Annotated in this window: 16 protein-coding genes; 5 read left to right on the forward strand and 11 right to left on the reverse strand. The window is 34.2% G+C overall.

Annotated features, from left to right (window positions below; translation table 11 throughout):
• Positions 1 to 106: 106 nt before the first annotated feature.
• From glmM to murB, 5 genes are all read right to left on the reverse strand, one after another.
• Positions 107 to 1,459: a phosphoglucosamine mutase gene (gene glmM, locus FD26_RS01140; protein WP_057866618.1), complete on the reverse strand. Its 1,353-nt coding sequence runs from the start codon at positions 1,457 to 1,459 to the stop codon at positions 107 to 109.
• Positions 1,460 to 1,480: 21 nt separating this feature from the next.
• Positions 1,481 to 2,557: a CdaR family protein gene (locus FD26_RS01145; protein WP_057866619.1), complete on the reverse strand. Its 1,077-nt coding sequence runs from the start codon at positions 2,555 to 2,557 to the stop codon at positions 1,481 to 1,483.
• Entirely contained in the window at positions 2,541 to 3,398 is an 858-nt protein-coding gene (gene cdaA / locus FD26_RS01150) for a diadenylate cyclase CdaA (protein ID WP_057866620.1), read from the reverse strand. The genes FD26_RS01145 and cdaA overlap by 17 nt, the downstream gene beginning before the upstream one ends.
• 74 nt (positions 3,399 to 3,472) lie before the next feature.
• Positions 3,473 to 5,599 carry a cation:proton antiporter gene (locus tag FD26_RS01155; protein ID WP_057866621.1) on the reverse strand — a complete coding sequence of 709 codons (2,127 nt, stop codon included), beginning with the start codon at positions 5,597 to 5,599 and terminating at the stop codon, positions 3,473 to 3,475.
• Positions 5,600 to 5,619: 20 nt separating this feature from the next.
• Entirely contained in the window at positions 5,620 to 6,519 is a 900-nt protein-coding gene (murB, locus tag FD26_RS01160) for a UDP-N-acetylmuramate dehydrogenase (RefSeq protein WP_057866622.1), read from the reverse strand.
• Between the two features lie 112 nt (positions 6,520 to 6,631).
• On the opposite strand from murB, the gene FD26_RS01165 reads away from it, so the two are divergent.
• The gene (locus FD26_RS01165; protein ID WP_057866623.1) at positions 6,632 to 7,393 is read left to right on the forward strand and encodes an exodeoxyribonuclease III; all 762 of its coding nucleotides are present in this window, start codon (positions 6,632 to 6,634) and stop codon (positions 7,391 to 7,393) included.
• A gap of 3 nt (positions 7,394 to 7,396) precedes the next feature.
• Positions 7,397 to 7,933: a 3'-5' exonuclease gene (locus FD26_RS01170; RefSeq protein ID WP_057866624.1), complete on the forward strand. Its 537-nt coding sequence runs from the start codon at positions 7,397 to 7,399 to the stop codon at positions 7,931 to 7,933.
• A 222-nt stretch (positions 7,934 to 8,155) separates the two neighbouring features.
• Here the strand turns inward: FD26_RS01170 and FD26_RS01175 are convergent, their stop codons facing one another.
• From FD26_RS01175 to FD26_RS01190, 4 genes are read right to left on the reverse strand one after another with little or no spacing between them, the layout of a single operon-like run.
• Complete coding sequence (locus FD26_RS01175) at positions 8,156 to 8,620, reverse strand: GNAT family N-acetyltransferase (protein ID WP_057866625.1); 465 nt, start codon at positions 8,618 to 8,620, stop codon at positions 8,156 to 8,158.
• The gene (gene tsaE / locus FD26_RS01180; protein WP_057866626.1) at positions 8,617 to 9,078 is read right to left on the reverse strand and encodes a tRNA (adenosine(37)-N6)-threonylcarbamoyltransferase complex ATPase subunit type 1 TsaE; all 462 of its coding nucleotides are present in this window, start codon (positions 9,076 to 9,078) and stop codon (positions 8,617 to 8,619) included. The genes FD26_RS01175 and tsaE overlap by 4 nt, the downstream gene beginning before the upstream one ends.
• A 15-nt stretch (positions 9,079 to 9,093) precedes the next feature.
• The gene (pta, locus tag FD26_RS01185; protein ID WP_057866627.1) at positions 9,094 to 10,062 is read right to left on the reverse strand and encodes a phosphate acetyltransferase; all 969 of its coding nucleotides are present in this window, start codon (positions 10,060 to 10,062) and stop codon (positions 9,094 to 9,096) included.
• Positions 10,062 to 10,757: a uracil-DNA glycosylase gene (locus tag FD26_RS01190; RefSeq protein ID WP_057866628.1), complete on the reverse strand. Its 696-nt coding sequence runs from the start codon at positions 10,755 to 10,757 to the stop codon at positions 10,062 to 10,064. Before FD26_RS01190 ends, pta begins: the two co-directional genes overlap by 1 nt.
• 83 nt (positions 10,758 to 10,840) lie before the next feature.
• Between FD26_RS01190 and FD26_RS01195 the strand changes: the two genes are divergently transcribed.
• Both FD26_RS01195 and FD26_RS01200 read left to right on the forward strand, forming a co-directional pair.
• Positions 10,841 to 11,713, forward strand: a complete 873-nt coding sequence (locus FD26_RS01195; protein ID WP_057866629.1) for a Cof-type HAD-IIB family hydrolase — start codon at positions 10,841 to 10,843, stop codon at positions 11,711 to 11,713.
• A 9-nt stretch (positions 11,714 to 11,722) separates the two neighbouring features.
• Positions 11,723 to 12,271, forward strand: coding sequence for a hypothetical protein (locus FD26_RS01200; RefSeq protein WP_057866630.1), 549 nt, complete (start codon positions 11,723 to 11,725; stop codon positions 12,269 to 12,271).
• A 29-nt stretch (positions 12,272 to 12,300) separates the two neighbouring features.
• Here the strand turns inward: FD26_RS01200 and FD26_RS01205 are convergent, their stop codons facing one another.
• Together FD26_RS01205 and FD26_RS01210 are read right to left on the reverse strand one after the other, a co-directional pair.
• Positions 12,301 to 12,867 carry a GNAT family N-acetyltransferase gene (locus FD26_RS01205; protein WP_057866631.1) on the reverse strand — a complete coding sequence of 189 codons (567 nt, stop codon included), beginning with the start codon at positions 12,865 to 12,867 and terminating at the stop codon, positions 12,301 to 12,303.
• 290 nt (positions 12,868 to 13,157) lie between these two features.
• Entirely contained in the window at positions 13,158 to 13,661 is a 504-nt protein-coding gene (locus FD26_RS01210; RefSeq protein ID WP_057866632.1) for a TetR/AcrR family transcriptional regulator, read from the reverse strand.
• Between the two features lie 230 nt (positions 13,662 to 13,891).
• On the opposite strand from FD26_RS01210, the gene FD26_RS01215 reads away from it, so the two are divergent.
• On the forward strand, positions 13,892 to 14,380 hold the full coding sequence (locus tag FD26_RS01215) for a hypothetical protein (RefSeq protein ID WP_057866633.1): 489 nt from the start codon (positions 13,892 to 13,894) through the stop codon (positions 14,378 to 14,380).
• Positions 14,381 to 14,442: the final 62 nt, after the last annotated feature.

Genomic DNA, 14,442 nt, shown 5'->3' on the forward strand with positions numbered 1-14,442 from the left:
CATAATTTCTTCCATAAAAAAAGTCTAGTATAATGACCATTTTACTGATCGTCATACTAGACTTTTTTATTATTTAAAGTGTTACTTTATTAGCTAATTTACTAGATTAGTTTAATTCGTTTTTTACAACTTCAACGATTTGGTCACAATACTCGCTAACTTTTTCTTCAGTTGGAGCTTCACACATAACACGCAATAAAGCTTGAGTACCACTAGGACGTACCAATACGCGGCCATCCCCATCCATTTCATCCTCAACAGTTTTAATAACATCAAGAATTGGTTGATGCTTATCCCATGAGTTTTTATCAGCTACCGGTACATTAACTAATTTTTGTGGATAAACCTTAACAGGTGCACCTAACTCAGCTAATGTCTTACCAGTTTCTTTCATTACATGAAGCAAATGGATACCTGTAAGCATACCATCACCAGTATTCATATATTCATATAAAACAACGTGTCCTGATTGTTCACCACCGATATTGTAGTTATTCTTACGAATTTCTTCAACAACGTGTCGGTCACCGACAGCAGTTTGAACAGACTTCATACCATTAGCTTCAATTGCTTTGTATAGACCCATATTACTCATAACAGTTGTAACAATAGTATCCTTCTTTAAACGGCCACCATCATGCAAATATTTACCAAGGATAAACATAATTTTATCGCCATCGATAATATTGCCATCAGCGTCAACAGCAATACAACGATCGCCATCGCCATCAAAAGCTAATCCAGCTACAGCATCTGATTCTTTTACACGTTTAGCTAATTCTTCTGGATGTGTTGAACCAACATTTTTGTTGATATTGATACCATCTGGATGTGATGCCATGATTTCAAAATCAACGCCTAAATCTGCAAATAAAGTACTTGCTAGACGACTTGTTGATCCATTAGCTGTATCTAAGACAATCTTTAGACCACTCAAATCCTCTGATAAAGTTTGTTTCAAAAATTGTAGATACTTTTGAGCACCTTCTGGATTATCAGAAACACTACCTAAACCTTCTGCTGATGGTCTTGGCAAAGTATCTTCTTTAGCATCCAATAACTCTTCAATCTCTTCTTCAACGTCATCAGGCAATTTGTAACCATCTGAACCAAAGAATTTGATTCCGTTATCTTCAGCAGGATTATGGGATGCTGAAATCATGATCCCGGCATCAGCTGAAACAGCACGTATCAAATATGCTACAGCTGGAGTTGTAATAACATCAAGATCCAACACCTCGATACCTACAGAAAGTAGTCCAGATATCAAACTTGATTGCAACATTTGACCAGAAATACGTGTATCTCTAGCCACTAAAACACGTGGACGTGCATCATTATTTTCTGAATGTTGCGTTAGAACGTAGCCGCCAAAACGACCTAGCTTAAATGCCAGTTCCGGACTCAATTCTTTATTTGCAATACCTCTTACTCCGTCTGTTCCAAAATATTTTGTCATGAAAAACTTACCCCCAGCGTATTATTGTTCGCTATTATTAGATTCCGTCGAATTTGTATTCGAAGAATTTGAGTTGTCAGTACTACTATTATTCGTATTAGTACTGTTAGTACTATTGCTTGAAGAATTAGTACTAGATGTTGTTGATCCTGTATTAATTGTGACATTGATCGTCTCCGGATCAGTAAAAGCCACTTTATTTCCTAAAGCACTACCCAAGTCAATTGATTTCTTAGTATTACTTGTTACATCTGAGACATCAATTGGAATATCTACTGAATCGCCAATGGCACTAATCTGCGATTGTGTCCCAAAGACTTTGATATTCTTTACATCTGATTCAAAAGTAAAATTCGTATTATTAGAATCCCCTTTTTGCTTCAAATTGATGCTTACTTGCTTACTTTGAATAGTAATTGGAATTTTGACATGAACTGTCTGCGGATTCAATGTAACATTAACAGTTTTACCATTTTTATCGAGTGCTTGCACTAAAACTTCTTGATCAAAGGTCGATTTAATTCCCTTAGGCAAGATTGGTTTAACAACAACCTTACTAATTTTTTCAATTTCAGAATCAGCACCAGTAACTGTCACAGTATCAGGAGATACTTCGGTAGTTCCTGCCTCATAACCTGTAGCTAATGATTCTTTATTATAATCTACATCAACAGCAAAGCGTTTGGTCTCACGTCTTTGAATGTTAACAGTGACATACTTTGGTTTAATATTATAAGTCAATTCGCTATTTAAACCCGATTCCTTTATTTGAACACGATGTTGTCCAATAGATAAATCCTTTAGATTTAAGTAGAGATTAAAGTTCTGTGTATTTTTTGTAGCTGTGACCAAGGCTGAAGGACCCTCAATCGTCACTTTAACGTTTTGAGGATAGCCAGTAATATAATATTTATCAACATCAGCCTGTAACTGTAAAGGTACAGTTAATGTGGTTCTTTTAGTAACTGTAGAAGTATTCGACTGATTAGAATCTCTGGTCGAACCAACTCCTGGCGTACTAACAAAGAAAAACAGCCACAAAGCACAACAGAGGGCAATAAATGCATAAAAATAATTACTATTAATTATCTTTTTCATTTTGGTCCTCCTTCTTTCGACGACCAATTCTAAAGAAATCTAAAATCGAATGATTAGCATTGTCATTTTGATCCTTTAGCTGAGCGTGAAGGTATTTCAGGTAATCTTCACGAGAAAGATCCAACATCATATGACCGTTTCTCGTTATCATTACTCCACCAGTTTCCTCTGAAACTACAATTGTAATAGCATCTGTAACTTCACTAATACCGACAGCAGCCCGGTGACGTGTTCCCAATTCCTTAGGAATCGTATTGCTTTCAGAAAGTGGCAAATAGGCAGCCGCTACTGAAATACGATTATTTCGAACAATAACTGCCCCATCATGCAAAGGCGTATTCGGAATAAATATATTAATCAGCAAGGCACCTGTAACTTCGGCATCCAAATCAATTCCGGTTTCGACGTACTCTTCCAAACCAGTATTCATTTCCAAAGTTATTAAAGCACCGATTCGACGTTTACTCATATATTGAATTGCTTGATCCAAACTCTCAATCAGATGGTTTTTGGTTTTACCCTCTTCATTGCTAGTTGAACTAAACAAAGGCATACGTCCTAAATGTTCCAACCCTCGCCGGATTTCTGGCTGAAAGATTATGACAATTACAATAATCCCCCAGTTGATCAGTTGATCCATTAAGAAAGAAACCGTATGTAAATTTAAGGCCCAACTAATTATCTTTATACCAAAAATTACTACGATTCCTTTTAAAAGCTGTACTGCTTTAGTTCCTCGTAACATTGACAGAACTTTATACAAAAAATACCAGACTACCAGGATATCAACCAAGTTAGCCAGATTCTGCCATGTAAAAATATTGCTTGGTATAAAATTCATTTTTTTAACTCCTTAGCAGCTCGAACTAATTATAACAAACAATAAAAATTATAAAAGTTCATCATATTAGTGTTTTATTCCACTCCTATGTTTATAACTTCTTCACTATAATTAATATTTTGTCTTAATTCATTGGCAGTAGATTTACTGATTTTACCTTGTTCTAACATATCTTGAACAAAAGCTCGTTGATAACTTAAAGCCTTTACCTCCAAGGCCATTCGATCACTGTTAAATTGCGGCGAGCGGCCACGATATTTGCCCTGTAGCAATTCTAATCGATCCTCATAATGACGTTGGAAAATATAAATCAAATTGTCATCAATTTCATCGCTATCCGATTGATTCAATTCTTGCAATTTAGCTAAAGCACTCTTAGCTCCTGCAATTGAAATCTTAATTGAGTCTTGATTGATCTGTTTAATATCATCGTATTTAACTGATCGATAGATCCAACGTTTAATTTGTAAATAACTTCTTCTAAAATAACTAATAAAAAATTCCACGGTTGTATTATAACGACGATGGACAATTTCTTTCTTATACTTAGCAATTTTTCTGGTTGCTAAATCATATGATTCATCGGAAATTTCATGGTTATCATATAATTCATCAATTGCTTCTAATTCACAATTGAAACAAATATCCCAAAGTTCAGCATCCTTTTTGCCTTTAACTCGTCGCTTGCTGATCTGATGCGTCACGACTCGTTGATTATTGCCACGAATACCCAAATTTCTTAAATCATATAAATATTCAGCAATTACAGATGAATAGACTGAAGTATCTCCATCGTCCATTTCATTACGCAACTTCTTTACAGTTTTATCAAGAATAAGACGATTAGCCTCAATTTGAGTCAACTCAACTGGTGCTGTCTCTTCAGTATCATCATCATCTAAATCATCCGCTGTAGAACTGAAAGTATTACCACGATAAGCAACTGGTGCGCTGTTCTTAGTTAATAGAGGGATTAAGAAAGTAGCCCCCAACAAACTGAAGATAATTACAGCACTAGCAACAAATAATAATAATGTTCGTGATGGAAATGGCGAACCACCCTTAATTGTCATTGGGAGCGATAAAACACCAACCATTGTAACGGCGCCACGAACTCCGGAAATACCTGACATTAAACAATCATATAATCTAGTCTTTGACCACAACATGATTTTTCCATCAGCATTATTAGAAAATGTTGAATAGATATAACTCCACAAGAACCGAATTACTACTAACATAATCCAGATTAAAAATGCTAAAACAGTTGCGAAAAATGTATTGATATTATCGTTGTGAATCAATTCTTGCATCGCAAACGGAATTTCAATTCCTAAGAGGACAAAAACAATCCCATTTAAAATATAAACTACTAAATCCCATGTTCTAGAAGTAATTAACCGAATTTCAGGCGTAAAGGCATTCATGTTATGATTAGAGGAAATATTTAAGATTCCGGCAATAACAACCGCTACAATACCAGAAACATCAAATACATCTTCAGCCACGTAATATATAATAAATGGAATAATAATCTGAATTATGGCATGTAAAATCGAATCGTCAACACCTTGGTTAATTAGATATAATCGGACACCGTTAAAAATCCAAATCATAGCGGCTCCAACTAAAGCTCCAACAATTGAAATATGGAAAAAATCAATCGTAGCATTTTGTAGCGAAAATGCTCCTGTAACCGTTGCAGCTACACCATACTTAAAACAAATCAATCCTGAAGCATCATTGATCAAACTTTCACCACTGATCAAATGCATCAACTTATCTGGAATATGAGCTTTTTTAGCAATAGACTGAACCGCAATAGGATCGGTCGGCGACAAAACAGCCACTAATGTGAAAGCAGTAGCCCATGGCAACCTTGGGATTAAGAACTTAACAAAGACACCACCAACTAGAGTCGAAATAATAACTAAGACAATTGCGTTGCCTAAAATAGGACCCTTTAATTTCCAAAGTTCTCGTTTTGGAAAATTATTTCCATCATTAAACAAAATTGGTGCAATAAATGCTAATAAAAACCAGTCCGTATCGACATAAATTTTGACATGAATAATCAAGGCCGCCAAAATACCAGCTGCAATTTGCAACAAACTTGGCGGAATCGATACAAAGTAATGACTGACAATATTGGCAATAATTAAAAGTGAAAGAATCAAAATAATTGATTCAATTATTTCCACGGACAACACCTACCATTCTTTTATTTTTTTTCTTCACCAATAATGCGAACCTCAGTCTGAAGTTCGACATCAAATTTTTCTTTAATAGTCTTTTGAATAAGATGAATCAAATTCAAATAATCAGTTGCCGTAGCATGCTTGATATTAACAATAAAGCCAGCATGTTTCATTGAAACTTGGGCTCCACCTATGATCTTACCTTGCAATCCGGCTTTAATGATCAAAGGACCCGTAAAATGTCCCTTTGGTCGCTTAAAGACACTACCACATGAAGGATATTCGAGTGGTTGCTTAGAGCGTCTTAATTCATTTAAACGATCCATTTCTTCTTGAATCATTTCTTTATTGCCACGCTTTAAAGCAAATGTAGCGCTTATAACGATACCACCATCATCTTGAACCGTGCTGTGACGGTAACTAAAGTTCATATCATCATGAGTTAATGTAACGATTTGTCCATCAGGTAATAGCACTTCAGCCGACTCAAAGACATCTTCAATCTCGCCACCATAAGCACCAGCGTTCATAAAGACAGCTCCACCAACACTACCGGGTATTCCAGCAGCAAATTCAATTCCAGTTAAGCCAGCTTTTTGAGCAGCAATTGTCGTGTTAATAATTGTGGCTCCAGCTTCAGCAGTAACCTTTGTTTCTGAAACTTCTACTTTGTGAAGGTTTGGCAAAATAATTACAATTCCGCGAATACCGCCATCTTTAATGATCAAATTACTGGCATTGCCAATAATCGTAATGGGTACTTTATTGACCCTAGCAGTATCGACAATTTTCACTAATTCCTCGCGACTCTTAGGAAAGGCCAAAATATCAGCAGGACCACCGGTCTTAGTGAATGTATATTTACTAAGAGGTTCATTTAATTTAAATTCAATATTAGGTAATTTTTCAACTGGAAACTTCAATATTCATCATCCTTTGTGCAACTAAGACTTATGTTTAATTTTATCACATAGTCAGATACATAACGAACTAACTGTTATACCAATAATGATATAATTGTGACGAGGTGATTGTATGAAGCTTATATCTTGGAACGTTAATGGTCTTCGGGCCGTTGTAAAAAAGGATTTCGTTGAAACCTTTAACAATTTAGATGCTGATATTTTCAGTATTCAAGAAACCAAATTACAAGAGGGTCAAATTGGCCTTGATCTACCTGGATATCAGCAATATTTCTTTTATGCTAAGAAAAAAGGATATTCTGGAACAGCAATCTTTACTAAAAAAGAACCAATAAAAATTACTGAGGGTTTAGGCATTGATGAATTTGATGACGAAGGACGAACTATAACGCTTGAATATCCTGACTTTTATTTAATAAATAGCTACACCCCTAATTCCCAGCCCAAGTTAAAACGAATCGATTTTCGGATGCGTTATGACGATGCTTTAAGAAATTATATGATAGAATTATCTACTGATAAACCAGTTATTCTTTGTGGAGATCTCAATGTTGCTCATGAAGAAATCGATCTAAAAAATCCTCAAACCAATCATAAAAATCCTGGTTTTTCTGATCAGGAACGTGAAAAATTTACAGAGTTATTAAACAGTGGGTTTATTGACAGTTTCAGAATGCTTCATCCCGATGAAATTAAATACTCTTGGTGGAGTTATCGCTTCAATGCTCGTAAAAATAATGCTGGCTGGCGAATTGATTACTTTGTTGTTTCCAACAATGGTCAAAGCCTAATCAAAAATGCTGACATCTTGAATGACATTTATGGATCTGATCACTGTCCGATTGAATTAGATTTAAATACTAAAGGAGAATAATCAATGAATTTTGTTTCCATGGACTTTGAAACTGCTAATGGTAGTAGAACTAGTGCTTGTTCTTTAGCTTTAGTACTGGTTCGCAATAGTAAAATTATCGACAGCTTTTACACACTTATTAATCCCCAAAAATATTTCAGTCCTAGAAATATTCAAATCCATCATATTAGGCCACAGGATGTAGCTGATGCCCCTACTTTTGATCAAGTTTGGCCCCATATCAGGCCGCTATTTGATAACAGTCATTTAGTTGCAGCCCATAATGCTAGTTTTGACAATAGCGTTTTAAAAAACACTTTAACTAACTACGGAATTATGCCACCTAAATATTTAACAATTGATACATTAAGGACCAGTCGTAAGTTCTATCCTCAATTTCCTAATCACAAGCTCAATACCGTTTCTGAGGAACTTAATATCGATTTAAAAAATCATCATAATGCTTTAGCAGATAGCGTAGCTTGTGCAGAAATACTTCTAAAAACTGAACAGGAATTTGGAACTGAACAAATTAAAAAAATGGTTAAACTAGCCAACTAATTGCCGTCTTCCACAAAAATTTGTTTCGGGCTAGTGTGACTTTTTCATTTTAAATACAAAAATAGCTAGTGACTTTTAACATTAAAGTCATTAGCTATTTTTTACAGATTTTATCATTTCTACAAGTTTAAGTTTAATAATATCAACTAATAAACTAACCTGGAACAGAGTTAGGATGATCTAGTAGAAGATGACATCCTTCAATACAATAACTATTATTTACTAAATTAATTTTTCCATTATCAAAGTTTTTGCTTTTTCCGTTTCAGTTGTAAAACCATACTTTTGATAAATATGAATCGCAACTGAGTTAATTTTATACACTTCTAAGAATACTTTCTTCAATGGTGATTCCATCGCCCAGTTCAAAGCATCTTCCATTAAGTATGAAGCAATTCCGTTATTCCAAAATTCTTTATCGACCACGACACCAAACTCAGCCTTTTGGTCATCAATATTTTCCAAACGATAATAACCAATTATTTCATCGTCGAAAATAGCTAAAACTAATTCATCACGATCTGATCGATAAATTGCATCCAGAGCAATTGCTTCATTTTTTTCAGTAACATCTTTCATTTCATCATAAGAAATAAAATCACTTTGCTGACTAGCCTTATTGAGAAAAGCTAATAGACTGGCAGCATCTTCTGGAATTGCTTCACGCAGTTTTAATTCCTCACTCATACTAGTTCTCCAAAACCGCGATCAGTAAATTTTTCGCCATGAAGCTTTATAACAACCTGACGTTCAGTATCTGATAAACGCTTGATATTGATAGAAATATGTTCTTCAGGGATTTCATCTTTGATAAACTGTGGCCACTCGACAATGGTAATCCCATCGCCATTAAAATATTCATCAAAGCCTAAATCTTCATCCGGACTACTTTCCAATCGATAAGCATCCATATGATAAAGCGGTACCCGACCGTCCTTGTATTCCCTAATTAAAGTAAAGGTAGGACTTTTTACATTTCTTTTGATACCAAGACCACGTGCCAGCCCTCGCGTTAACGTCGTTTTGCCAACACCGAGATCTCCATTAAGCACAACTACATCCCCAATTTTTAATAATTGAGACAATTGTTCGCCTAACTTTTCAGTATCATCATACGAATGAGTTGTTAATTGATATTCGAGCATAATTTCTCCTTAATTCTATAATGCTAAAGCAGCAGTTAAAATAGCTGATTTATAAACATCCTCTTCATTGCAGCCACGAGATAAATCAGAAATTGGTTTAGCCAATCCTTGCAAAATAGGTCCTATGGCTTCAAATCCACCAAATCTTTGGGCAATTTTATAGCCAATATTAGCTGATTGTAATTCTGGAAATACGAAAACATTAGCATGACCAGCAACTTTTGAACCAGGAGCTTTTTGAGCACCAACACTGGGCACAAAAGCGGCATCAAATTGTAATTCGCCATCGAGTGGCAAATCAGGTGCTAACTCATTAGCAATTTTAGTTGCTTCAGCTACTTTAGTAACGTCATCGCTTTTAGCACTACCTTTAGTTGAAAAGCTAAGCATAGCAACTTTGGGATCAATATCAAATAATTTTGCATCCTCAGCCGTTTGAATCGCAATTTCAGCTAATTCTTGAGCATTAGGATTAATATTTATTGCACAATCGGCAAACATATAACGTTCGTCACCTTTTTGCATAATAAATGAACCACTAATTCTAGAATTGCCTGGTGCTGTCTTTACGATTTGCAAAGCGGGACGAACAGTATCTCCAGTTGAATGAATAGCTCCAGAAACCATCCCATCAGCCTTATCTAGATAAACTAACATAGTACCAAAATAATTGTTATCTAGTAACATCTTTTCAGCTTGTTCTTTAGTATTCTTACCCTTACGGTGTTCAACGAATTTTTCAATCATTGTGTCAAATTCAGCATATTTCTTAGGATCAACAATTTTAATTCCAGAAATATCAAAAGATTTATCAGCAGCTACTTTAGTAATTTCAGCAACATCACCAATTAAAATAGGGCTGAGAATTTTTTCTTTTAATAGACGAACCGCTGCACCTAAAATTCTAGGTTCTTCCCCCTCAGGGAAAACGATTGTTAAGTTCTTTCCATTAATTTTATTCTTAAGGCTTTCAAATAAATCCATTACTTTTCCTCCGTTTCATCGGCACGTTCAGGTAATTGCCAATTAATTTCTTCTTCATTATAGTTTAAAAGAGCCTGATTTGCTTTAGAAAACGGCTTAGACCCAAAGAATCCGTATCGAGCCGCAAAAGGACTCGGATGCGTTGATGAGATAACTGTATTCTTCGATTGGTCAATCAAAGGAATTTTACTTTTGGCAGCATTGCCCCACAGAATAAAGACAACCTTGCCCCGTTCAGAGAGAGCCTGTATAGCATAATCAGTTAACTGTTCCCAGCCTTTACCCTTGTGAGAATTAGCTTGACCACGTCTAACTGTCAAAACAGAGTTCAAAAGTAAGACCCCTTGAGTGGCCCAAGCTTTTAAGTAGCCATGATTAACTGGTTCACATCCTAGATCATCTTGCAATTCCTTATAAATATTGCGCAATGAAGGGGGAATCGTTACCCCTGGAGAAACTGCAAAACTACAGCCAATAGCTTGATTAGGTTCATGATATGGATCTTGTCCTAAAATAACTACCTTAGTTTTAGAAAAGGGTGTCCAATCAAAAGCTTGATAGATCTTATGCATCTCCGGATAGATCGTTTGGGTGTTGTATTCGTTTACAAGAAATTCACGTAATTTTTCATAATACGGTTTGTCAAATTCACTATTTAAAACATCTTGCCAATCATTGTTTATTAAGGTTTTCAAATTTACACCTACCTGTTTTGATATATAATGCCATAAAATATGGTAACATTCACTTATAGCATAACGCATTCGGAGGAAACTTTATGATTAAATTAATCGCATCCGATATGGATGGTACTCTATTAAATGAAAAAATGGAGGTTTCAAATCGCAATATTCAAGCCATTAAAAAGGCTGAACAAAGCGGAATTGAATTTATTATTGCCACAGGACGTGGATTGAGTGAAGCCAAACCATTTTTAAAGAATCATATCCATCCTGGCTTTATCACTTTAAATGGCGCCGAAGTCTTCGACAACAAAGAGAATCTTATTTCTAGCAATCCCCTTTCTGTAGCATCTCAAGCCAAGGTTGTTGATTACTTCCATAAATATAACGTTTATTTTGAAGTTGTTACTAATAAGGGTATCTTTTCAAATGACAGAGAGGCTCGAGTAAATAACTTAGCCAATCTGCTAGTTAAATTAAACCCTGGTATTAATTTTAAACAAGCTTTGCGAGACACTCAAGAACGTGTCAAAATGATGCCTATGAATTTTGTCGACAACTATGATGCTATTTTCAATGATAAATCTTATAAAATCATGAAGTTAATTGGTTTTAATGAACATCAACATAGAATCCTAGCTCCTCTAAAAAAAGACATTACTAAGAATATTAAAGATATTGTTGTAACATCATCTTCACCTAATAACGTGGAAATTAATAGTGTTAATGCTCAAAAAGGAATTGCTTTGTTGCAATACGCTCAAAATAGAAATATCTTACCTGAAGAAATTATGGCAATCGGTGATAATCTCAATGATTATTCAATGATTAAAGCTGCCGGTACCGGTGTTGCCATGGCCAATGCCATCCCTGTAATCAAGGAAATAGCTCAAATATCAACTGATAGCAATATCAACGATGGTGTAGCTAAAATCATCGAAGAGACTGTTGCTAAAGCAAACGAGTAAACTTTGACAATGGAACTTTATATCCGAAAGGCAGACTTGGCTGTTGGTAATATTTTAGTTGTTGCAAATCAAAGCAAAGAAACGATTTTTATTGCTGCTCGCGATAAGGAAAATCCTTTCCTAATTAAATTGTACAATCGTTTAAACACGTTAATTGGTGAAATAAAATTAAAAAATAACTTTTTAAAAATTTATTCAATTGAAATAAATGGCGTAGAAAGGGCTACAATCAACGCTTTACCCATGATCGACCTAAAATACGTCTATCTCAGCAAGGTCAATTGGAACGTCATAGGAAATCTAGTTATCTCTAAATATCATGTTACTAAAGGTGGTAAGGAAATTCTTCAAGTACAACCTACTATCCTAAGCCAGGGACATCCCGGACTAGAATTATCATTTAAAAATCTCGATGATGGACCAATGGGTACTCTATTAGCTATTTTTTTGAATAAATATATTAAACTACCAACTTTAGCTCCCAAAACTGATTTAGACAATTTGAATCTAAAATCAAAAGTTTCTTATTTGAATAATTTTAAAAATAAATGTAATTAAAAAAGCCTGAAGAAAATTTCTTCGGGCTTTTATTTTGTTAAATCATATTGCATATGATCATATAAGTGGCTACCAATATATAATTGACCAACCTTTTTAAAGCCAGTCTTTTCGTAAACATGTTTGGCAGGGGCGTTATCAACATCAACATTCAAACTTAAGATCTTTTCGCCACGATCACGAATAACCTCAATTAGATGTTCCATTGTTTGAGTACCAATCCCCTTGCCTTGATAATCAGGAGCAACCGCAAATGAATCCAGATACCACTCGCCTGGCCAAGCTTCCTTATCACCAAATAGGTTCTTTTCTTTAATGCCATATTTGTGCATGATCTTGATCAATGGTTCATCGATACCATCCTCAAGTTCTTCAGGATAACCGACCATAATAGCTACTACCTTATTGTCAATTTCATTTACAAGAATATTGTCCAATCCATAGCGATACCCGGGCTCGAAGAAACCTTCTTTAATAACTTGAGCCATTTTTTCATCGCCAACCTCTTTAAAGACATCTAATTCCATCTCATCAAAGATTTGGAACAAAATTGGTAATATCTGATCTGCATCCTCTTCTTTTGCATATCTAAACATTTTTTCACCTCAAGTATATATAATACATGAATTGTCAATAATCTCAAATCAAGCTATTTATCTAGAAAATTACAAACCCACAAAAACAATGACTCTGCCGGGAATCATTGTTATTTTTATAAAATTATTATTTGTAACTCTCCTATTTATTTTTTATGTAATCAAATCTTTTTCGAATGATTTTTCAAGACCATCCACCTGACTACGCTTTTATTATAACTAACATTACTTTCAAGAAAAATGTTCACTTTTCAGAAACTGCCCATTTTTTGACACATTTTCAAAAGTGACTAGTCATCAAAATCAAACCCTCTTAAAAAGCGATTATATTCTAACAAATCATTACAAATTTTTTGACTGTCATCTCTAAGGTCATTATCAAACCAGCAATTTAAAATCACCAGAAAACCACCAATCAATGAACCACGTTTAGAAGAATTTTTTTCACGATATTTAAAAATAACTTCGGCCAAAAAAACAACTATATTAGTAAAATCAGCATTTAAAGCTCCATGATTATACATATTCAAGCAAAATATTCTATGTTTATCAATATATTTAACCGTTCTTTTCAATAATTCATCAGTCGTCTTACAATTTTCAGTAATCTCTTTTAGAATAACCCGTTCAAAAATAACTCTGTATAAATGAGCTATATCATTAAAGTGGTAATAAATAGAATTACGATGGATCTTTGAAATTCTGGAAAGATCTGTCAAAGTAAATCGTTCGATCCTATGATTAGAAAACTCCTTATAAGTTGTTTGAATCAAATGATCAACAGTCAAATTCATATTTTGGCCTCTTACATTCTTATTTTATTTGATGCTTGCTCATAGTATCAGTAATAGATATTCTTAGATACATTTTATAGACGATTTTTAAATTTAATTTATTATATTTTTTGAATATCCAATAAATATAAAATTAATATTTATCAATACTTAGTTATGCTAATTACTACTTACTCAGACATTACAAGAATTATAATTTAACAGGAAAAATGATCAAAAAGGAGATAAATATGAATCGTAAAAGAATAGCCTTAGTTACTAGTCTGACACTATTAACTGGTATTTCGATAAATAATACTCACCTTAGCCAAAACCGTGTTATACACACTGTTAAAGCCTCAGATTCAAAGAAAACTAATAAAGTATCCTCAAAATATCCAGATATCACCCAAGAGCTTGATATTACTTCTATGGAACAATACACCAGCAACAATTTATTTATGAATGTAACTCTGAAAAGATTTTATATAAAAGATCTTGCTACAAATAAACAAGGTCAGATTTTAATAATTTTAACTCCTCTTAAAACAAGCAACCAATACTTCTATTTACAAACCGATTTAATTAGCCAGGCCAAGATAAATCAAAAAATAACCGTTCAAGGTTTTTTAAACGGAAAAATTAAACTTACCAATAAACAGATAAATGATGGGCTAAATCCGAAATATCTTAATAAAAAAGTGGTTTCGATTATGCCTGATAAAATAATACTTAATTAATTACTTGCCCTGTTTATAAAAGTACCCTTAAAATAAAGGCTGTACGATAAATAGAGTTGATA

This window comes from Companilactobacillus crustorum JCM 15951 (genome assembly GCF_001434585.1).
In the GTDB taxonomy this organism is placed as follows: Bacteria; Bacillota; Bacilli; order Lactobacillales; family Lactobacillaceae; genus Companilactobacillus; species Companilactobacillus crustorum.

Bases quoted from the DNA above. Each gene is read 5' to 3' on its own strand.
- glmM (WP_057866618.1), bottom strand. From the start codon at position 1,459: ATGACAAAATATTTTGGAACAGACGGAGTAAGAGGTATTGCAAATAAA.
- FD26_RS01145 (WP_057866619.1), bottom strand. From the start codon at position 2,557: ATGAAAAAGATAATTAATAGTAATTATTTTTATGCATTTATTGCCCTC.
- cdaA (WP_057866620.1), bottom strand. From the start codon at position 3,398: ATGAATTTTATACCAAGCAATATTTTTACATGGCAGAATCTGGCTAAC.
- FD26_RS01165 (WP_057866623.1), top strand. From the start codon at position 6,632: ATGAAGCTTATATCTTGGAACGTTAATGGTCTTCGGGCCGTTGTAAAA.
- FD26_RS01170 (WP_057866624.1), top strand. From the start codon at position 7,397: ATGAATTTTGTTTCCATGGACTTTGAAACTGCTAATGGTAGTAGAACT.
- FD26_RS01175 (WP_057866625.1), bottom strand. From the start codon at position 8,620: ATGAGTGAGGAATTAAAACTGCGTGAAGCAATTCCAGAAGATGCTGCC.
- tsaE (WP_057866626.1), bottom strand. From the start codon at position 9,078: ATGCTCGAATATCAATTAACAACTCATTCGTATGATGATACTGAAAAG.
- pta (WP_057866627.1), bottom strand. From the start codon at position 10,062: ATGGATTTATTTGAAAGCCTTAAGAATAAAATTAATGGAAAGAACTTA.
- FD26_RS01195 (WP_057866629.1), top strand. From the start codon at position 10,841: ATGATTAAATTAATCGCATCCGATATGGATGGTACTCTATTAAATGAA.
- FD26_RS01200 (WP_057866630.1), top strand. From the start codon at position 11,723: ATGGAACTTTATATCCGAAAGGCAGACTTGGCTGTTGGTAATATTTTA.
- FD26_RS01205 (WP_057866631.1), bottom strand. From the start codon at position 12,867: ATGTTTAGATATGCAAAAGAAGAGGATGCAGATCAGATATTACCAATT.
- FD26_RS01210 (WP_057866632.1), bottom strand. From the start codon at position 13,661: ATGAATTTGACTGTTGATCATTTGATTCAAACAACTTATAAGGAGTTT.
- FD26_RS01215 (WP_057866633.1), top strand. From the start codon at position 13,892: ATGAATCGTAAAAGAATAGCCTTAGTTACTAGTCTGACACTATTAACT.